This is a genomic window from Erwinia sp. V90_4, from assembly GCF_029967685.1.
Lineage (GTDB): Bacteria > Pseudomonadota > Gammaproteobacteria > Enterobacterales > Enterobacteriaceae > Erwinia > Erwinia aphidicola.
Genome location: NZ_JASCAQ010000001.1, coordinates 289,784 through 308,699, shown reverse-complemented (window position 1 = coordinate 308,699; position 18,916 = coordinate 289,784). Strand labels below are relative to the sequence as shown.

The following is an 18,916-nucleotide window of genomic DNA, read 5'->3' as shown; positions in this document are numbered from 1 at the left end:
AAGCAGCGGGCCGATTCACCGCGCTCGCGTTAATAGTCACATCTTTTCTCAGTCCGCTTATGGCTCTGGATCAACAATAGTTGATGAAATTCTCAGAGTCGCGAATATCGAATTGTCATCCCCTGTAAAAATCATTCACTCAGCGATATAGCCTGTGCTATACCTTATAGCAATAGCTAACTATGCCGCTTTTTTAAACTTTTATGGGGGTTGTGATGCCTGAACGGCTTTGGATTAAACGCGGGCTGTGCGCCCTGCTGGTTGCTCTGTTACCGCTGGCCCCGGCCAGCGCCGCTGAAAAATTCAAGGTGATCACCACCTTCACCGTGATCGCCGATATGGCGAAAAACGTTGCCGGGGATGCCGCCGATGTCGCCTCGATCACCAAACCGGGGGCAGAGATCCATGAATATCAGCCGACGCCGGGCGATATCAAGCGCGCTCAGGGGGCGCAGCTGATCCTTGCCAACGGCCTCAATCTCGAGCTCTGGTTCCAGCGCTTTTACCGTCATCTCTCCGGGGTGCCGGAGGTCGTGGTCTCTGACGGGATCGCGCCGATGGGCATCAGCGAAGGGCCGTACAGCGGCAAACCCAATCCACACGCGTGGATGTCGCCGAAAAATGCGCTGATCTACGTCGATAATATCCGCGATGCGCTGGTGAAGTATGACCCGGACAACGCGGCAACCTATCGCCAGAACGCTGAAGCCTACAAAACCAAAATCAGCGCTGCCGTTGCCCCGGTCGAGCAGGCGCTGGCGCAGATCCCCGCCGACAAGCGCTGGCTGGTGACCAGCGAGGGCGCATTCTCCTACCTGACGCGCGACTTCGGACTGAAGGAGCTGTACCTGTGGCCGATTAACGCCGACCAGCAGGGCACGCCGCAGCAGGTGCGTAAAGTGATCGACACGGTGAAGCAGCAGCAGATCCCGGCGGTGTTCAGTGAGAGCACCGTGTCGGATAAAGCCGCGCGCCAGGTGGCGCGGGAAACCGGCAGCCACTATGGCGGCGTGCTGTATGTCGACTCGCTGAGTGCGGCAGACGGCCCGGTGCCGACCTATCTCGACCTGCTGCGCGTCACCAGCGAAACCGTGGTCAACGGCATCAACGAGGGGTTAGCAAAATGAACCAGCAGCCCGGTATCGACGTCAGCCAGCTGACGGTCACTTACCGTAACGGGCACACGGCCCTGCGCGACGCTACCTTACAGATCCCGGCCGGCAGCATTGCCGCGCTGCTCGGCATCAATGGCTCCGGGAAGTCCACGCTGTTTAAGGCGATTATGGGCTTTGTGCCGCTCTCCAGCGGGTCAATCACCCTGCTTGGCATGAGCGAAAAACGCGCCCTGAAAAGTAACCTGGTCGCCTACGTACCGCAGTCCGAAGACGTCGACTGGTCGTTCCCGGTGCTGGTGGAGGATGTGGTGATGATGGGCCGCTACGGGCACATGGGGATGCTGCGCATAGCGCGGGCGGAGGACAAACGGCTGGTCGCTGCGGCGCTGGAGCGCGTCGGCATGACGGATTTTCGCCAGCGTCAGATTGGCGAACTCTCCGGCGGGCAGAAAAAACGCGTGTTCCTCGCCCGCGCCATTGCTCAGCGCGGGCAGGTGATCCTGCTGGATGAACCCTTTACCGGGGTGGACGTTAACACTGAAAGGCAAATTATCAGCCTGCTGCATGAGCTGCGCGCCGAGGGCCGCACCATGCTGGTCTCTACCCATAATCTCGCCACCGTCAGCGACTACTGCGATCATACCGCCATCGTCAAAGGCACGGTGCTGGCCTGCGGGCCAACTGCCACCACCTTCACGCGGGAGAATCTGGAAAATGCCTTCAGCGGCGCGCTGCGCGGCGTCGAGTTTAGCGATGCGCTGCCGCAGCCGGGCCTGACGGTGGTTGGGGGGCAGCGCTGATGGCGTGGCTGGCGGAACCCTTTCACTACCAATATATGCTGAACGCCATGTGGGTTTCGGCGCTGGTCGGCGGCGTGTGCGCCTTTCTCTCCTGCTATCTGATGCTTAAGGGCTGGTCGCTGATTGGTGATGCGCTGTCGCACTCGATTGTGCCCGGCGTGGCGGGAGCCTATATGCTGGGCCTGCCGTTCGCGCTGGGTGCCTTTCTCTCCGGCGGGCTGGCGGCGGGCAGCATGCTGTTTCTCAACCAGCGCACCCGGCTGAAGGAGGATGCGATTATCGGGCTGATCTTCTCCTCTTTCTTCGGCCTCGGGCTGTTTATGGTGTCGCTTAACCCCACCTCGGTAAATATTCAGACCATCGTACTGGGCAATATTCTGGCGATTGCCCCGGAAGATATCCTGCAGCTGGCGATAATCGGCTTTACCTCACTGCTGATTTTGCTGGTGAAGTGGAAAGACCTGATGGTGACCTTCTTCGACGAGAACCACGCGCGCTCGGTCGGCCTCAATCCCACCCGCCTGAAGCTGCTGTTCTTCACCCTGCTGGCGGCCTGCACCATCGCCGCGCTGCAAACCGTCGGTGCCTTTCTGGTGATCTGCCTGGTGGTCACGCCGGGGGCGACGGCGTATCTGCTGACCGACCGCTTCCAGCGGCTGCTGCTGATTGCGGTGGTGATAGGCAGCGTCACCAGCTTCTTTGGCGCCTGGGTTAGCTACTATCTCGACGGCGCAACCGGCGGCATTATCGTGGTGGCGCAGACGCTGGTGTTTCTTATCGCCTTTGTCTTCGCCCCGAAACACGGGCTGCTTGCGCGCCGCCGTCGGGTCAGCCAGGGGGAGGAGGTACGATGAGTCTGACAGAGCTGCTGCTTAGTCCGTTTGAGTTTGATTTCATGCATGCCGCGCTGACCATCTCGGTGATTGTCGCTATTCCCTGCGCCCTGCTCTCCAGCTTTATGGTGATCAAAGGCTGGTCGCTGATGGGCGATGCGATGAGCCACGCGGTATTCCCCGGGGTAGTTATTGCGTGGATCGTCGGCATCCCGCTGGCGATTGGCGCATTCTGCGCCGGGCTGTTCTGCGCGCTGGCGACGGGCTACCTGAAGGAGAACAGCCGCATCAAGCAGGATACGGTGATGGGGATCGTCTTCTCGGGGATGTTTGCCGTCGGCCTGATTATCTATATCTCCGTCAAGTCAGAGGTGCACCTCGACCACATCCTGTTTGGCGACATGCTCGGCATCTCGCCTGCTGATATCTGGCAGAGCGGCGCAATTGCCGGTGTGATTGCCATGATTATCGGCATCAAGTGGCGCGATCTGGTCCTGCACGCGTTTGACGCGCAGCAGGCCAAAGCCTGCGGGCTGAATACCGCGCTGCTGCATTATGGGCTGCTAAGTATGATTGCCCTGACTATCGTTGCCACACTGAAGGCGGTCGGCATTGTGCTGTCGATTGCGCTGCTGATCGCGCCCGGGGCCATTGCCATTCTGCTGATGCGCCGCTTCTCTTCGGTGATGATCTGCTCGGTGCTGCTGTCGGTGGTGGTCTGTTTTAGCGGCACTTACCTGTCATTCTTCCTCGACAGCGCGCCCGGCCCGACCATTGTGCTGCTGTTCGCGGTGCTGTTTATCGCCGCGTTTATCTTCTCGGCCAGGCGCGATCGCCACGCTATCACTGCCCGCTGAGAATAAAAAAAAGCCCGCACCGGTTTGCCGGGCGGGCTGGTTGCAGACTCAGGCTAGTTTCAGATATCGAAACGGTCGAGGTTCATCACTTTGGTCCACGCGGCAACGAAGTCTTTGACAAACTTCTGCTTAGCATCGCTGCTGGCGTAAACCTCGGCTGACGCGCGTAAAATCGCGTTGGAACCAAACACCAGGTCGGCACGGGTCGCGCTGAAGCGCACCTGGCCGCTCAGACGGTCGCGCCCTTCAAAGCGTTCACCGCTGGCATCGGTGGCTTTCCACTCGGTACGCATATCCAGCAGATTGCTGAAGAAGTCGGTGTTAAGTTCGCCGACTTTATCGCTGAAGACCCCATGCTGGCTGCCGTCGAAGTTGGCCCCCAGCGCACGCAGGCCACCCACCAGCACCGTTAACTCCGGCACGGTCAGCGTCAGCTGCTGCGCCTTGTCGATCAGCAGATTCTCGGTCGAGGTGCGCCCCGGTGCCGCGCGATAGTTACGGAAACCATCCGCTTTCGGCTTCAGCAGCTCAAACGACTCAATATCCGTCTGATCCTGACGCGCATCCACGCGGCCCGGGGTGAATGGCACTTCGATGTCGACGTTAACCGCTTTCGCCGCCTGTTCAACACCGACGACACCGGCCAGCACAATAATATCCGCCAGCGAGGCCTTCTGTTCGGTCTTCTGAATCGCTTCCAGCACCGGCAGCACGCGTGCAGCTACGGCATTGACTTCCCATTCGCGCTGCGGCAGCAGCGCCAGGCGGGCACCGTTGGCCCCTCCGCGCTTGTCACCGCCGCGGAAGGTTGAGGCAGAAGCCCAGGCTACCGAGGTCAGCTCTGCCACCGACAGGCCCGACGCGGCAATTTTCTCTTTCAGCAGCGCGATGTCATAGGGGGTTGGATGATAGCTCGGCTGCGGCAGCGGATCCTGCCAGATCAGATCTTCTTTCGGCACTTCCGGCCCGATATAGCGTGCTTTTGGCCCCATATCGCGGTGGGTCAGCTTGTACCAGGCACGGGCAAACGCCTCGTTAAACGCCTGCGGATCGTTCAGGAAGCGGCGCGAGATCTTCTCAAACTCCGGGTCGAAGCGCAGCGTCAGGTCGGTGACCAGCATGGTCGGCTTATGCTTCTTCGCGCTGTCAAAGGCATCGGGGATAATCTCTTCTGCATTCGATGCTTCAAACTGAATCGCCCCTGCCGGGCTGCGCGTCTGCACCCACTCGTACTTAAACAGGTTCTCGAAGAAGTAGTGGCTCCACTGGGTTGGCGTCTGCGACCAGATCACTTCCAGACCGGAAGTAATGGCATCGGCGCCGACGCCGGTGCCGTGACTGCTGGCCCAGCCCAGGCCCTGCGCTTCAATCGGAGCGGTTTCCGGGTCGACGCCGACATGTTTGGCATCGGCGGCACCGTGAGTTTTACCCAGAGTGTGTCCACCCGCGATCAGCGCTACGATCTCCTCGTCGTTCATGCCCATGTTGCCAAAGGTGGCACGAATAGCCGGGGCAGCAGAAGCCGGATCACCGCTGTGTTCCGGGCCTTCCGGGTTAACGTAAATCAGCCCCATTTCAGTGGCGCCGAGCGGTGAATTAGCCAGTGATTCCGGGTGACGGTGCTCCAGCCAGGTGGTCTCATCGCCCCAGTTGACGTCAAGATCCGGTTCCCAGACGTCTTCACGCCCGGCACCAAAACCAAAGGTGCGGAAGCCGGAGTTTTCCAGCGCGACGTTGCCCGCCAGAATATAGAGGTCGGCCCAGGAAATTTTCTGACCGTACTTTTGCTTCACCGGCCACAGCAGGCGACGGGCTTTATCCAGGCTGACGTTATCCGGCCAGGAGTTAAGCGGAGCAAAACGCTGCTGACCACGACCGGAACCGCCGCGCCCGTCAACAGAGCGATAAGTGCCGGCGCTGTGCCACGCCATACGGATAAACAGACCAATATAGCTGCCCCAGTCGGCGGGCCACCAGGCCTGTGATTCAGTCAGCAGCGCGCGCAGGTCGCCTTTCAGTGCGGAATAATCAAGCTTGGCGAACTCCTGACGGTAGTCAAAAGATTCTCCCAGCGGGTTAGAACGGTTTGAGTGCTGGTTCAGCAGGTCGACTCGCAGCTGCTGCGGCCACCATTCGCGGTTGCTGGTGCCACCGCCAGAGACGTCATTTGACTTGCCCGCATGGAATGGGCACTTACCGGCAGAGGCTTCCCTGTCCGCTTCAACAATGGGCTCGGCACTATTCGCTTCGTTATCAACAGAATTGCTCACGGTCTTTCTCCTTTTCGCTTGATTACAGACACTCTATACGCGGAACTCACCCGCACAAACCTGTCTCACCCTATGCATTTGATAGGCTTTCTCTTGGGGAACTGCAGTCGGCACGCCCGGTTGTGTGGTGCCAGAGATTACTGAGTATAGAGTAGCCAGCCAAAGCGTAGGGGTTTATCTTCATCAAAGAAAACGTCCGTGTGCCGGAGAAAACATCATGAAATGCTGAACAAATCATCAGGTTGTTGCAAACATCAGCAACCGAACCGCAGAGGATGATTTTTAGCGTTGACACATCGCCAGGGCATGTTTATTATCCGCCCCGTTCACACGATTCCTCTGTAGTTCAGTCGGTAGAACGGCGGACTGTTAATCCGTATGTCACTGGTTCGAGTCCAGTCAGAGGAGCCATATTTAGAGAAGCCCGCTCGGGGAAACCCGAGCGGGCTTTTTGCATTTACTGGTCAGATTAAAGCACCACTTAGCTTTCCAGGGCAGCGATGATGGTGCTGCCAACATGTCCCAGACAGCTCGGTGAAACGCAGTGACGGGGGAATGCGTATCTGGATTGACAATCCTAATAACGCTCAGGCAATTCTTCTTCTGCATAGATGCAATATCCAGACTTAGAATTGAATTATTTTTTCAGTCCAACTTGCCGAGCGCGGCAGTTAATCACTCAACTTGATATCTCAGGCCACCTTTATTCATCAGCTTGCCTGGTTTGATTGGGATAGCTTCTTTATAAGTCGTCATTTCTGCAGTCTGCTCTATGTATTTCTTAAAATGGGGCGTCATACGATGGGCCTGATAAGCATCTTCGCTGGCATATATTTCATAGAAATACCAGCGGCCAGGATTCGCTTTATCGATAGCGGCGTACATGGCCAGAACGCCCTCTTCCAGCTCAATGGACTGTGTCATTTCGGGCAAAACGATATGGCGAAAATCTGAACCGAACTCTGGTTTGACATCAACGATGACAAGGTTGTTTATGGTGTTATCGCTTTGCAAAATCGGTTTATCTGCCAGGAGTTGCGGTATCACCTCAATTCTACGCTTTTGGTTCGCCACCAGAATATCAGGTGAATTGCGCAAAAATTCTTTATAGCTCAATGAATTCAGGTGTTTTTCATAGGCATCGCTATCAGCGTAGATTTCAAAGACATAAACAACTGACGGGTTCATTTTTTGTCTGGCTGAATAGATCGCAAGGGTTCCAGATTCGCCGGTTACCGAGGCAGTAATATTCTTTTCAGCCAGGCTGTCGTATGCATTATCTTTATGATGCTGGATGACGAACTCAAACATATTGAACACCGGTGGAACAGTTCCTTTTTGTCCCTGAGCAACAGCGGAACAGCTCAGAGCCAACAAAAGTGATATAGAAATCCCGGCTTTCATAAATGTCCCTCTTTTCGGCTGCGTTAAAATTTTGTGCCACTATTATTGATAAGGCGTATTAACCGCGCCAGCATCACAATCCATTTTCATTGCGCTACACTCCCTGGTTGCTTCACAAGAGTGAGAGCCGTGGCGCTTGTTCAGACAGCGGTGGGACAATGCCATCAACAATATGAGGAACGTAGGGTGCCTCCAGCGCCGCAATTTCTTCTGGCGATAATGTCAGTGTCAGCGCGTCCACCGCGGTTGAAAGATGTTCAGCTTTTGTTGCACCGATGACAGGTGCGGTAATTACAGATTTAGACAGCAGCCATGCAAGCGCAATATGTGCACGAGGTACGCCCTTCCCAGCGGCAATCTGCGCCACAACCTCAACCACTTTCCGGTCCTGCTGTGCGGCATTTTCATACATTTTCAGCGCAAAGGCGTCGTTCTGCGTTCGGGGAGTGGTTTCATTCCAGTCGCGTGTCAGTCTGCCGCGCGCCATCGGGCTCCAGGGAATAACTCCCACATCCTGATCTTCACATAGCGGCAGCATTTCGCGCTCTTCTTCCCGATACAGTAAATTGTATTGCGGTTGCATAGAGACAAAGCGCGTCCAGCCGTAACGCTCGGCGACATGCTGCATCTTAGCAAAACGCCAGGCTTCCATTGAGGATGCACCGATATAGCGAACTTTCCCGGCTTTCACCAAATCGTGAAGTGTTTCCATAGTTTCTTCAACAGGTGTGCCGTGATCAAAACGATGAATCTGATACAGATCCACATAATCCATACCCAACCGGGTAAGGCTGTCATCGATGGACTGAAACAGCGATTTTCGCGAGAGAAAACCTGTGTTGGGCGAGTTACGCCATGGGAAAAAAGCCTTGGTGGCGACGACGATTTCATCCCGATATGCCATATCGCGTAGCGCCCGACCGACAATCTCTTCAGAGCTTCCACCTGAATAAATATTAGCCGTATCAAAAAAATTAATTCCCGACTCAAGTGCCTGACGTATCAACGGCCGCGAAGCGTTTTCATCAAGCGACCACGGCTGAGGAAGACGTTGTGGTTCGCCATAACTCATGCATCCCAGACACAGGCGCGATACTTTCAGGCCACTTCGCCCCAGGTTTACATAGTGCATAATCATCTCCTCGCCACGTTAATTGGGTCATCAGGATACAGAATTTGGCTTCCATAACAGTGGATTGTTCAACTCGAAGTGAGTATAAGTCACCCTGATTCTGTTTTTTAGGGCAGCAATAGCTTATAGACTCTTAGCCATAAGCTAACAATCTGACTGTGTTTTCTCTTCAGGATGACGCCATGAACAATGTCATTTACAACCAAATCCGTATTTTCCATAGCATCGCCCGCGAAGGCAGCATTACTGCTGCGGCCAGGAAACTTGAGATAACGCCACCTTCCGTGAGCAAAGCGCTAAAACTGCTTGAGCAACATATTGGCCACCCGCTTTTTGTACGCACCACGCGCCGCATTGAGCTGACGGATGCCGGGGACCAGCTGTTGCAACAGACGTCGCGCGCTGTGGCATCACTGGAAAGTGCGGTGGAAAGCATTAAAGAACTGAATCAGGACCCCTCCGGGCTGGTCAGAATTACGCTGTCACGCTTTGCCTACCTGCTTATTCTAAAGCCCTTGATGGCGGAGTTTTGCCAGAGCTACCCCGCAATTCAGCTTGAGATATCCGTATATGACGGAACCGTGAACTTGATCGATGAGCGCTTTGATTTGGGCATACGTTTTGGCGATATTGTGGAAGAGAGTGTTGTGGCTCGTCAGTTGATGAAACCGTTTCGCGAGGGTTTGTATGCTTCTGCGGCCTATCTCGCAGAATACGGTACACCAGAACTGCCGACGGATTTGCATCAGCATCAACTCATTGGCTATCGCTTTATCACCAACAACCGCATCCTCCCTTTGATGCTGGAAGATAACGGTGAGCAATTAACCGTTGAGATGCCAGGGCAGATCATCAGCAATGATATTGATGTCATGGCAGATGGAATACGTAGCGGTCTTGGAATTGGCAGATTGTTTGAACCGGTGTATGAATTGCAGCCCGATAAAGCGCAATTTATTCCAGTGATGATGCCTTACTGGAAAACTTACCCACCGGTTTATCTCTACTACTTGAAAAGCACCGGTAAAGCAAAGCGAGTGAAAGCACTGATTAATTTTTTAATCATGAAAACCACAATGTAGTTATCGGCATCGTCTGTTACATATCCGGATCAATTTTTAGGAAGATATCCAAAAGTGGATGGATCACATTACAGGGACACTTCGATTTCAAGTGCTGTCAGGATTGCGGCTTCTATTTTCTCCGGCGTAGCGATCGGTGCAAAACGCTTAAGCGGCTTGCCATCCCGTCCAATCAGGAACTTAGTGAAGTTCCATTTGATGCGCCCGCCCAGTACGCCGGGCAATTCATCCTTCAGGTATCGAAACAGCGGATGGGCGGCAGCGCCGTTGACCTCTACTTTCTCGAACATCGGGAAACTCACACCGTAGTTGATATGGCAGGTCTGCATAATTTCGTCTGTACCGCCGGGTTCCTGCTTACCAAACTGGTTACAGGGGAAACCCAGCACCACCAGCCCCTGGGTGGCGTATTTCCTGTAAAGCGCTTCCAGGCCTGCGTATTGTGGCGTGAATCCACAATGGCTGGCGGTGTTCACCACCAGAACCAGCTTGCCAGCGTAGTCGGCCATCGAGTTGAGCTGGCCGCCCAGGCTGATGGCACTATGTTGATAAAAGGTGGTCATCTTGGAAATCTCAGCACGTTGTTAATCTCAGCAATCAGCTGCATCGTTGCCTCCTCTATCGTTCCTTCATTACGGCATAAAATCCAGCCGCGATCGGCAATTTCCCGCTCGAACGCCTCGGTACAGGAGACATGCTCTGCCAGCTTAGAAATCACCGTACTGCTCAACCCACGCGCCCGGGCCGCGGCTCTCGCCCATGAAATTTCTGGCGCGGTAACAACGCCGACATGCAGGTCTGGCGCGCGTACGTTTCGCTCAAGATTAAGCTTCAGAATGTCGTCGAATGGCATCATGCGGCGAAAAGCCGCATCAGAGGGGTACCAGCGATCCATCAGGATAATGCAGTCCGCTGGCTGTTTCGTCAGTACATGCCGGGAAATCCATGCCCGGCTATCCGCCAGTCGCTGACAAACTTCCCGTTCCAAATCCAGGCTGGGATTTCTGGCCAGCTTGTTGACCAGAGCCATGGTTTCCCCTCTGCAGGGATCGCTTTTTTTCTCGCAAAGCCGGATCACCTTCTTGTTGTCCGCCCTGAGTACGGTGGTCATGGCTTCCAGCAAGGTGGTTTTACCCGCGCCCTTGGGGCCATCCAGAGAGACAAACAGCTGACGGCTCATCGCTGAAACAACGGTTGGCATACTGTTTTGGTAAAACTCCACTCTGACAAAAGCATTTTTACTTCCCTGGCATTAACGGCTAATCACCCTTTCCGGTCCCGCTGAAGGCATAGCTCAGAGGCGGTGAACGGCACGATGTAGTTTAAGGGATCCACTTTTAAAATCACACCACGTCTGTTTTTTTAAGCTGTATCTCTATCGATTACATTGTCTGGTATCGACCAATGTGCCTTACCAAGACAATCCGTATAAAATGATATTTGCTTTAATTGATCCAATGCAAAGGGATGTTCTGATTCATCGCTGAAAATTGGTGCAAAATCGTTGAGATTCCTAGCGCCTTTTTTAACTGCATCAAGAAACACCCACATCATATTTTTTGCAGTATGTGAGCGATACCTGTGCCAAATCTGTTTGATATCTTTGCCATCTTTCAACAGCGACATCTCTCGAAGTATTGACACCTTTCCTGCTTCTTCTATAGCCAAGATTGCTAGAGAGGTAGCAGAGGGATAGCGTTCTAAATCAAACAAAGCAGAGGCATCGTTCAGAAGCCTTCGTGCGTTAGATGATGCAGCATTCATGCCTTCTACAATTTTCTCAACGGTAAGTGTATTTTCCATTGCTCTAGCGTTTTTGTCATAACGTTTGCTCGAGTTAAAAATTTCATCAATCTTAGGACATATAATTCCTGCTGAAAAGCTAGATGCTCTACTGTAAGTATCCCTGCAAAACGAACCATCAATTTTTAGAGGACCTCTGGCGCTTCAGATTCCGCTCTTGGCACGAAGCGGACATGTTTACTGAAAGCTATCGGAAGCCTTTTTTTGCCCCTGTCTGGCTTTATCTGGCTGTGAACTTGACGGACAGAGGGGGGTATACCTGCAGCGCGACGCCATATAATGTTGCCAGGTTTCAGAAAACGCATTCACCGTTACTGACGCGCTTTTCTGTCGTCAGCGGGATGGTCCCGCCTGAACCGTCAGACACACCAAGTACCAGAACCTCTGACTTTTCAGGTCCCATCTTCATGGTACCCAGATTGATGATGCAGATTACCTGTTTTCCCTGCAATTCCCCGGCTGCATAGTTTGTATACGCACCGCATGACACGCGGGTTCCCAGTTCGGGTCCCAGGTCAATCGTCATCCGCCAGGTGGGCTTTGATGTTTTACTCCCCTCAACCCTGATGATGGTACCGGCACGCATATCGAGTGCCGAAAATGAGTCAAATGACGCTTTATCTTTCATGATTCTTTCCTTTCTGCGATTTCAAAATTTTCTTTCCGTTGCCGGAGCAGACTGAAACGTAACTTTTCTGCCGGAACGGTAATGATCCCCAGACACGCAACTATCATACCGACGCCTGCCCATCCGGAAGGCGGCAGCCTTTCGCCAACGAGCACAACTGCCAGCACCGCGGCTATAACCGGCTCCAGCAGAGTAATCGTGGTTGCCATACTGGCCGGAATGCGGGCAAGCCCGTAGCCATAGCAGACATAACCCAGAAACATCGGAACCAGCGCCATATAAATACCGACGGCGGCGTTGTTCCATGCCATCAGAAGCGGTGCTCCCGTCATGAGAAGTACAGGTATAAGCAGAATACCGCCTGCACCAAAGGTAACGCCCATGGCGGCGCGGGAGGCCATCCCTGCCTGCATTAACCGTCGCGCTGACCACGAGTAAAAGGCATAGGTGAAGCCAGCCAGCAGGCCCAGAAAAATCCCTGTCGTAGCATGGTCATTTGCTGTACTGTTTCCGCTGCTTTCTGCCAGACAGAGCAGCACCATGCCCGCAACGCCAACGCCTGCTCCGCACATCCACTGCCTGGTCAGTCGAAGACCGTCAAGTCGGTATTCAATCAGGGCCGACAGGATTGGCGCAGAGCCTATGGAAATAACCGTGCCGACCGTAACACCGGCGTAACGCATGGAGGCATAAAAAGCGAGAGGGTAAACCGCCACCGCTACTGCTCCGGTCAGCAGGAAATGCCAGTTCCTGGTTATCAGCACGCGCTGACGGATTATGGTTGCCGTAGCTATAAGCCCCTGCAGCAGGCCACCAATACCCATCGCCACCGCCCCTACGGCCAGCGGGCTGAGCCCGGGGGCATAGGTCGCCGCCGTGCCTGTCGTTCCCCAGAGAACGGCTGCGATTAACACACCCGCCATGCCTCCAAGGCGTGGTCCCGAAGAAAGCATCAGTACGCCTCCATCATCTGCTCGGCAATGTTGCCGGCCTGCGTCACGCAGTCACTGTTACCTTCAAGTCCGGCCCGTGAGATGCTGCCTTCCAGCAGAAAGGCAAAGTGTCTTGCCAGACTGCGTGCGCTTTCAGCCTTTCCCTTCATCAGCTCAGTCAGATGCGCAGCCAGAATCGCTTCCACTTCCTCTTTGTGCTCACGAACGGCCTGACGGCCAGGTGCCCCGGCGGGAAGTTCTGCCGCTGCGTTCAGCAGGCCGCAGCCGCGAAAACCGTTCTCATAGGCATATTCAGCATGGTCTTCATAGGCAGAGAAAACGGCCATAACCCTCTCTCTGGGCGTCATGGACACTTCCAGCCGGTTTTTATACAACGAAAGCCATTCTTCATGCCTTACCCTGAGGTAGGTCGCCACCAGTTCGTCTTTGGATGCAAAATTGTTGTACAGGCTTTTTTTAGCAACGCCGGCCCTCTTTACAATGGCGTCAACTCCCGTGCCGTTAATGCCGTGGTTGTAAAAAAGCACGCGCGCAGCGCCGAGCAGTTTTTCGTAGGCGGTTTCAGAACCTGCAGATAAAGATCTCATGATCAGCCTCTTTTACATCTTTTGTAGGTAGACCAGTCTACCTACAAAAGAGACTAAAGCAACCAAAGTCGCATTTTTCACGAGCTGCGTGATCCCGGATAAGCTGTTCTGGTGAACAAAACCAGTAAATAAGGCAGTCAAACATGCCTTATCAGCAGCATGTTGACGCCAGCTGGCGTTACATATCATCAGGAAGCTGAGCGGCGTAGGTAATCTCCGGCCTGTTTAGATGCGAAAGTAAATGTCTGCTTCTGGCACAAAGCGGACAGCTAAGTTGAACACCGCCTGCAATCAACGAACGGCAGATTTCCTGCTGCACTTAGAATCTTTGATTGCACGTGAGCATCATTTAATTTAGATTTTACTAAATTTAGAAAAAACTAAAATAAGAATGAAAGAAACGAGTCTACTTCAAATACAAGAAGGTGCCTTGCGGGCAACCACGCTGCTTAAGTCGATGAGTAACAGCAGTCGTCTGTTAATCCTGTGTATTCTCATTGATAAACCAGGCACCTCTTCGGGTGAACTGGGGAAACTGACCGGTTTAACACCTTCTGCAACCTCTCAACATCTTGCGAAAATGAAAGACGAGGGTTTGATTGAGTCAAAAAGGGTCGCGCAAAAAGTAAACTACTTCATCAAAAACGATGCGGTGAAAAAAGTTATCTCCACCTTAAAAGACATTTACTGTCCTGAGGATTGTTAAAATGACACCAGAATCAGTCTCACCGCAAGAAGCCCAAAAGCTTATTGAAACAGGCGCTGTGCTCATTGATATCCGGGAACGCGCTGAATACTTGCGTGAGCATATACCACATGCGAACTCACTTCCTCTCACTGAGATTACGGCAGGTAAAACTGTGGAAAATGCGGCGCGACAGCCTGTCATTTTTCACTGCCAGGCAGGAATACGCACGGTTCAAAATGCTAACGCGCTGACCAATTTCGCAAGCCCTGCGCCAGTTTTACTTATGTCAGGTGGCATTAACTCGTGGAAGAGCGTCGGCCTTCCGACAATCGAAGACAAAAAGCAACCACTGCCTGTTATGAGGCAAGTCCAGATTGTTGCTGGCACACTTGTTCTTACCGCTGTTGTTTTAGGATACGCCGTTGACAGCAGCCTATTCCTTTTATCAGGCTTTGTCGGTGCAGGACTCCTTTTTGCAGGCTTAACTGGTTTTTGTGGGATGGCGACCATTTTGTTAAAAATGCCATGGAATAGGATTTCGTGAGAGGGCTTCTGAGGCTGTGGCAGGGGGGCCGAACATACCCGCGCACTTTGCGGGATTAAACCCGCAAAACTGATTTCCTGTTTCTTGTTCTGTGGCATTGTGGGATATATTAGCCGCACTCTCATTATTCACCTTTTTATGCAGGTAACCTCGGCAATGGCTCTGATCCCCAAAAACTATGCGCGGCTGGAACCCGGCTATCGTGAAAAAGCCCTGAAAATCTATCCCTGGGTTTGTGGACGCTGCGCGCGCGAGTTTGTGTATTCAAACCTGCGTGAGTTAACGGTTCACCATATCGACCACGATCATACCAATAATCCGGAAGACGGCAGTAACTGGGAGTTACTGTGCCTCTATTGCCACGACCACGAACATGAGAAATATACGGAAGCCGACCAGTACGGCACCCGCGTGGTCGCCGGGGAAGATGCGCAGAATGATGTAGGCGCAGCCACCTATAATCCGTTTGCCGATTTAAAGTCGCGGCTGGATAAAAAGAAGTAATCGCTGCGATACCCGCTTCTGGCGCAGATCCTGTGCCAGATTTTATCATAATAACAATAAATTCATGCAGTTACCTCATGACCCTCCTGCCCTTGGTGCGATCATGAAGATGGCTCATGCAGCAATGAAATTAAATCACTTTTCCTCAATCAGTGACTCTGGCATAAAGTACCTACTGCTATTTTATTTAGACCATCTGAATAATAAAACCAGAAAAGAAAATTTGAAAGCACTGAATAAATAATTCAGGTTTTATATCAGAAATCAGGATACTTCATCGCCATGAATAATAAATTAAAATTTACGCTTAAAAGCCTCACTTTCGATGAGAATTATAACCCCTCTGAGAATACTCGTATTACCACCAACTTCGCTAATTTAGCGCGCGGTGAGATGCGTCAGGAAAACTTGCGTAATGCCCTGACGATGATTGACGATCGTTTTAATAGCCTGGCGCGCGAGGATAATCCCAACGGCGATCGTTACGCCGTGGAGCTTGAGATCGTCTCTGTTGAGATGGATGTGGAAGGCAAAGGCGTTCCCTTCCCGGTGATTGAAATATTGAAAACCCATATCGTCGATCGTAAAAACAATCAGCGCATTGAGGGGATTGTCGGCAATAACTTCTCTTCTTACGTGCGTGATTATGACTTCAGCGTGGTGCTGTTAGAGCATAACAAAAACCGGTCCAGCTTCAGCACGCCGGATAATTTTGGTGCGCTGCACGGGAATCTGTTTAAATCTTTCGTTAACTCAAACACCTACAAAGAAAACTTCAAGAAGCAGCCGGTTATCTGCCTGAGCGTGTCCAGCAAAAATACCTATCACCGCACCGACTATCAGCATCCGGTACTGGGCGTTGAATATCGGCAGAATGCGCTGTCCATGACCGATCACTACTTCAAGAAAATGGGTTTAGAGGCGCGCTACTTTATGCCGCCAAATGCGGTCGCGCCTCTGGCCTTCTATTTCTCCGGTGACTTAATTAACGACTATACGGATCTTGAGCTGATCAGCACCATCAGTACGATGGAAACGTTCCAGAGAATTTACCGTCCTGAAATTTACAACGCGAATTCAGTCGCGGGACAAGAGTATCAGCCAAGCCTGAACAGTCAGGATTATGCATTAACTAAAATTGTTTACGATCGCGAAGAACGCAGCCAGCTGGCCGTTGAGCAGGGCAAATTGACTGAAGAGAAATTCATCAAGCCTTACCAGAATGTTCTTAAGCAATGGTCTGCAGATACCGTTCTTTGATTCAGAAATTACAAGGTCACCTATTATGAAAAAGTTATTACCCACTTCCTCTGCTGGCAGCTTACCTAAACCCTCCTGGCTGGCACAGCCTGAAGTTTTATGGTCGCCGTGGAAATTGCAGGATCAGGAACTGATTGACGGCAAGAAAGACGCTCTGCGTCTCTGCCTGGAAGACCAGCAGCAGGCGGGCATTGATATTGTCAGCGATGGCGAACAGACACGCCAACATTTCGTCACCACCTTTATTGAGCATCTCGAAGGCGTGGATTTCGCGCAGCGTGAAATCGTTAAGATTCGCGATCGTTACGACGCCAGCGTGCCGACCGTCGTGGGTCCGGTAAGCCGCAAAAAGTCGGTCTTTGTCGAGGATGCTAAGTTCCTGCGTCAGCAGACTGACAAGCCAATTAAGTGGGCCCTGCCGGGTCCGATGACGATGATCGATACCCTGTATGATAATCACTATAAAAGCCGTGAAAAACTGGCGTGGGAATTCGCTAAGATCCTGAATGAAGAAGCGAAAGAGCTGGAAGCGGTGGGTGTGGATATTATCCAGTTCGATGAGCCAGCGTTTAACGTCTTCTTTGATGAGGTGAATGACTGGGGTATCGCCACTCTGGAAAGGGCCATCGAAGGGCTGAAGTGCGAAACGGCTGTGCATATTTGCTACGGCTACGGCATCAAAGCGAATACCGACTGGAAAAAGACGCTGGGCTCCGAGTGGCGCCAGTACGAAGAGATTTTCCCGAAGCTGCAAAAATCGAATATCGACATTATCTCACTCGAATGTCAGAACTCGCATGTTCCTATGGAGCTGCTGGAGCTGATCCGCGGTAAGAAAGTGATGGTCGGTGCCATTGATGTGGCAACCAATAACATTGAAACCCCTGAAGAGGTCGCCGCGACGCTGCGCAAAGCGCTGCAGTTTGTTGACGCTGACAAGCTTTACCCTTGCACCAACTGCGGCATGATTCCGCTGCCGCGTGGCGTGGCAAGAGGCAAGCTCGATGCCTTGAGCGCGGGTGCCGAGATCATCCGTAAAGAGCTACTGGCTAAATAACGCTGCCGTATGTCATAACCGACAATTGTGCAGGCACCGCTTGCACAATTTCAGCCTCCGCCTGAGCCCGCCTGTTTCCCCAGGCGGGCTTTTTTAACGCTTACTCCCGCCAGCCCAGCCCTGGAGCAACGTGCTTCAGTATCGCCTCGATGGTGTGCGCGCAGTAATCCACGCCCAGCTGATTCGGAACGGTCAGCAGCAGCGTGTCGGCTTCAGCGATGGCTTCATCTTCTGCCAGCTGTTTAATCAGCACATCCGGCTCGGCGGCGTAGCTGCGGCCAAAGATGGCGCGGGTTTTCTCGTCGAGGTAGCCGACCTGATCCGCTTCCTTACCGCTGTTGCCGAAATACATGCGGTCCTGCTGGTTTACCAGCGCAAAAATACTGCGGCTAACGGAAACCCGCGGCGTACGGGTATGCCCAGCCGCTTTCCAGGCTTCACGGTAGGCGCGGATCTGCTTCGCCTGTTGAATATGGAACGGCTCACCGGTTTCATCATCCTTCAGCGTTGAGCTTTGCAGATTCATTCCCAGCTTCGCTGCCCACACCGCTGTGGCATTGGAGCCTGCGCCCCACCAGATGCGCTCGCGCAGCCCCTCCGAGTAAGGCTCCACGCGCAGCATGCCGGGGGGATTAGGGAACATCGGTTGCGGGTTCGGTTTAGCGAAGCCTTCGCCGCGCAGCACGTCGAGCAGCACCTCGGTGTGATGGCGCGCCATATCCGACTCGTTCTCACCTTCGGCGGGCTGATAGCCAAAGTAGCGCCAGCCGTCGATCACCTGCTCCGGCGAACCGCGGCTGATGCCGAGCTGCAGGCGCCCGCCGGAGATCAGATCGGCGGAACCGGCATCTTCAGCCATGTACAGCGGGTTCTCATAGCGCATATCGATGACGCCAGTGCCGATCTCAATACGACGGGTTTTCGCGCCAACGGCGGCCAGCAGCGGGAACGGAGAGCTGAGCTGGCGGGCGAAGTGATGCACGCGAAAGTAAGCGCCGTCTGCGCCAAGCTCTTCGGCAGCTACCGCCAGATCGATGGATTGTAACAGCGCGTCGGCAGCAGAACGCGTGCCGGACTGCGGCGAAGGTGTCCAGTGACCAAACGACAGAAATCCAATACTTTTCATAGGGTTTTCCTGAGTGGAAATTGCGTGGGGATAATACTATTCCTAACTCGCCGTACCTGACTAAGCAAGGATTGTAATCAAAAATGAAATATCGTATAACAGGCTGCTCCGAGGGGTGTCCTGTAATGGGCTGAGATGGCGTAAGCCGAACCCTTTGAACCTGATCTGGGTCATGCCAGCGAAGGGACGGGTTGGCATCGATCATATGCCTGTTCATACCTCTGCGTGCCCGGATCTCCACTGAATTTATGGAGGTCCCGTGTCTCATCCCGT

The 18,916-nt window shown here is 53.2% G+C and carries 20 protein-coding genes, 1 tRNA gene and 1 riboswitch; of the genes, 11 read left to right on the top strand and 10 right to left on the bottom strand.

Going from position 1 to position 18,916, the window contains the following annotated elements:
* Nucleotides 1–215 precede the first annotated feature (215 nt).
* Genes QLG07_RS01470 through QLG07_RS01455 form a run of 4 tightly spaced genes read left to right on the top strand, consistent with a single transcriptional unit; the run spans nt 216 to nt 3,605 of the window.
* A complete protein-coding gene (locus tag QLG07_RS01470; protein WP_048915693.1) occupies nt 216–1,127 on the top strand; it encodes a metal ABC transporter substrate-binding protein in 912 nt (303 codons plus the stop codon).
* Complete coding sequence (locus QLG07_RS01465; protein WP_099754821.1) at nt 1,124–1,915, top strand: manganese/iron ABC transporter ATP-binding protein; 792 nt, start codon at nt 1,124–1,126, stop codon at nt 1,913–1,915. Before QLG07_RS01470 ends, QLG07_RS01465 begins: the two co-directional genes overlap by 4 nt.
* On the top strand, nt 1,915–2,769 hold the full coding sequence (gene sitC / locus QLG07_RS01460) for an iron/manganese ABC transporter permease subunit SitC (protein ID WP_282468287.1): 855 nt from the start codon (nt 1,915–1,917) through the stop codon (nt 2,767–2,769). The genes QLG07_RS01465 and sitC overlap by 1 nt, the downstream gene beginning before the upstream one ends.
* Nucleotides 2,766–3,605 carry a metal ABC transporter permease gene (locus QLG07_RS01455; RefSeq protein WP_191149311.1) on the top strand — a complete coding sequence of 280 codons (840 nt, stop codon included), beginning with the start codon at nt 2,766–2,768 and terminating at the stop codon, nt 3,603–3,605. The genes sitC and QLG07_RS01455 overlap by 4 nt, the downstream gene beginning before the upstream one ends.
* Nucleotides 3,606–3,664: 59 nt before the next feature.
* Here QLG07_RS01455 and katG read toward each other — a convergent pair whose 3' ends face one another.
* Nucleotides 3,665–5,833, bottom strand: a complete 2,169-nt coding sequence (katG, locus tag QLG07_RS01450) for a catalase/peroxidase HPI (protein WP_230049209.1) — start codon at nt 5,831–5,833, stop codon at nt 3,665–3,667.
* A gap of 377 nt (nt 5,834–6,210) precedes the next feature.
* Here katG and QLG07_RS01445 point away from each other — a divergent pair.
* Nucleotides 6,211–6,286: transfer RNA gene (locus tag QLG07_RS01445), tRNA-Asn, on the top strand.
* 264 nt (nt 6,287–6,550) lie between these two features.
* Here the strand turns inward: QLG07_RS01445 and QLG07_RS01440 are convergent.
* Nucleotides 6,551–7,279 carry an antibiotic biosynthesis monooxygenase gene (locus tag QLG07_RS01440; RefSeq protein ID WP_282468286.1) on the bottom strand — a complete coding sequence of 243 codons (729 nt, stop codon included), beginning with the start codon at nt 7,277–7,279 and terminating at the stop codon, nt 6,551–6,553.
* Between the two features lie 112 nt (nt 7,280–7,391).
* Nucleotides 7,392–8,411 (bottom strand): aldo/keto reductase, encoded by a 1,020-nt coding sequence (locus QLG07_RS01435; RefSeq protein ID WP_282468285.1) that lies wholly within the window; start codon nt 8,409–8,411, stop codon nt 7,392–7,394.
* A gap of 182 nt (nt 8,412–8,593) precedes the next feature.
* On the opposite strand from QLG07_RS01435, the gene QLG07_RS01430 reads away from it, so the two are divergent.
* Entirely contained in the window at nt 8,594–9,493 is a 900-nt protein-coding gene (locus tag QLG07_RS01430) for a LysR family transcriptional regulator (protein WP_282468284.1), read from the top strand.
* 68 nt (nt 9,494–9,561) lie between these two features.
* On the opposite strand, the gene QLG07_RS01425 is transcribed toward QLG07_RS01430, so the two are convergent.
* From QLG07_RS01425 to QLG07_RS01400, 6 genes are all read right to left on the bottom strand, one after another.
* The gene (locus tag QLG07_RS01425; protein ID WP_282468283.1) at nt 9,562–10,056 is read right to left on the bottom strand and encodes a glutathione peroxidase; all 495 of its coding nucleotides are present in this window, start codon (nt 10,054–10,056) and stop codon (nt 9,562–9,564) included.
* Nucleotides 10,053–10,673, bottom strand: a complete 621-nt coding sequence (locus QLG07_RS01420) for a dTMP kinase (RefSeq protein ID WP_282468332.1) — start codon at nt 10,671–10,673, stop codon at nt 10,053–10,055. The genes QLG07_RS01425 and QLG07_RS01420 overlap by 4 nt, the downstream gene beginning before the upstream one ends.
* Before the next feature lie 182 nt (nt 10,674–10,855).
* Entirely contained in the window at nt 10,856–11,296 is a 441-nt protein-coding gene (locus tag QLG07_RS01415) for an AbiV family abortive infection protein (RefSeq protein ID WP_282468282.1), read from the bottom strand.
* A 292-nt stretch (nt 11,297–11,588) separates the two neighbouring features.
* Nucleotides 11,589–11,924 (bottom strand): protein secretion chaperonin CsaA, encoded by a 336-nt coding sequence (locus QLG07_RS01410; protein ID WP_282468281.1) that lies wholly within the window; start codon nt 11,922–11,924, stop codon nt 11,589–11,591.
* Nucleotides 11,921–12,877 carry an EamA family transporter gene (locus QLG07_RS01405; RefSeq protein ID WP_282468280.1) on the bottom strand — a complete coding sequence of 319 codons (957 nt, stop codon included), beginning with the start codon at nt 12,875–12,877 and terminating at the stop codon, nt 11,921–11,923. Before QLG07_RS01405 ends, QLG07_RS01410 begins: the two co-directional genes overlap by 4 nt.
* Complete coding sequence (locus QLG07_RS01400) at nt 12,877–13,464, bottom strand: TetR/AcrR family transcriptional regulator (protein ID WP_282468279.1); 588 nt, start codon at nt 13,462–13,464, stop codon at nt 12,877–12,879. Before QLG07_RS01400 ends, QLG07_RS01405 begins: the two co-directional genes overlap by 1 nt.
* Before the next feature lie 391 nt (nt 13,465–13,855).
* On the opposite strand from QLG07_RS01400, the gene QLG07_RS01395 reads away from it, so the two are divergent.
* The 5 genes from QLG07_RS01395 to QLG07_RS01375 all read left to right on the top strand — a co-directional run bounded on the left by QLG07_RS01395 (nt 13,856) and on the right by QLG07_RS01375 (nt 17,517).
* Complete coding sequence (locus tag QLG07_RS01395; protein WP_282468278.1) at nt 13,856–14,170, top strand: metalloregulator ArsR/SmtB family transcription factor; 315 nt, start codon at nt 13,856–13,858, stop codon at nt 14,168–14,170.
* Nucleotide 14,171: 1 nt separating this feature from the next.
* On the top strand, nt 14,172–14,696 hold the full coding sequence (locus QLG07_RS01390; RefSeq protein WP_282468277.1) for a rhodanese family protein: 525 nt from the start codon (nt 14,172–14,174) through the stop codon (nt 14,694–14,696).
* A 156-nt stretch (nt 14,697–14,852) separates the two neighbouring features.
* Complete coding sequence (gene yajD / locus QLG07_RS01385; protein WP_048915689.1) at nt 14,853–15,200, top strand: HNH nuclease YajD; 348 nt, start codon at nt 14,853–14,855, stop codon at nt 15,198–15,200.
* A gap of 282 nt (nt 15,201–15,482) precedes the next feature.
* Complete coding sequence (locus tag QLG07_RS01380) at nt 15,483–16,460, top strand: DUF1852 domain-containing protein (protein ID WP_282468276.1); 978 nt, start codon at nt 15,483–15,485, stop codon at nt 16,458–16,460.
* A gap of 25 nt (nt 16,461–16,485) precedes the next feature.
* On the top strand, nt 16,486–17,517 hold the full coding sequence (locus tag QLG07_RS01375) for a methionine synthase (protein ID WP_048915684.1): 1,032 nt from the start codon (nt 16,486–16,488) through the stop codon (nt 17,515–17,517).
* Nucleotides 17,518–17,617: 100 nt separating this feature from the next.
* Here QLG07_RS01375 and QLG07_RS01370 read toward each other — a convergent pair whose 3' ends face one another.
* On the bottom strand, nt 17,618–18,643 hold the full coding sequence (locus QLG07_RS01370; RefSeq protein ID WP_191149307.1) for an LLM class flavin-dependent oxidoreductase: 1,026 nt from the start codon (nt 18,641–18,643) through the stop codon (nt 17,618–17,620).
* Between the two features lie 101 nt (nt 18,644–18,744).
* A riboswitch (TPP riboswitch) is annotated at nt 18,745–18,847 on the top strand.
* The last annotated feature ends 69 nt before the right edge of the window (nt 18,848–18,916 follow it).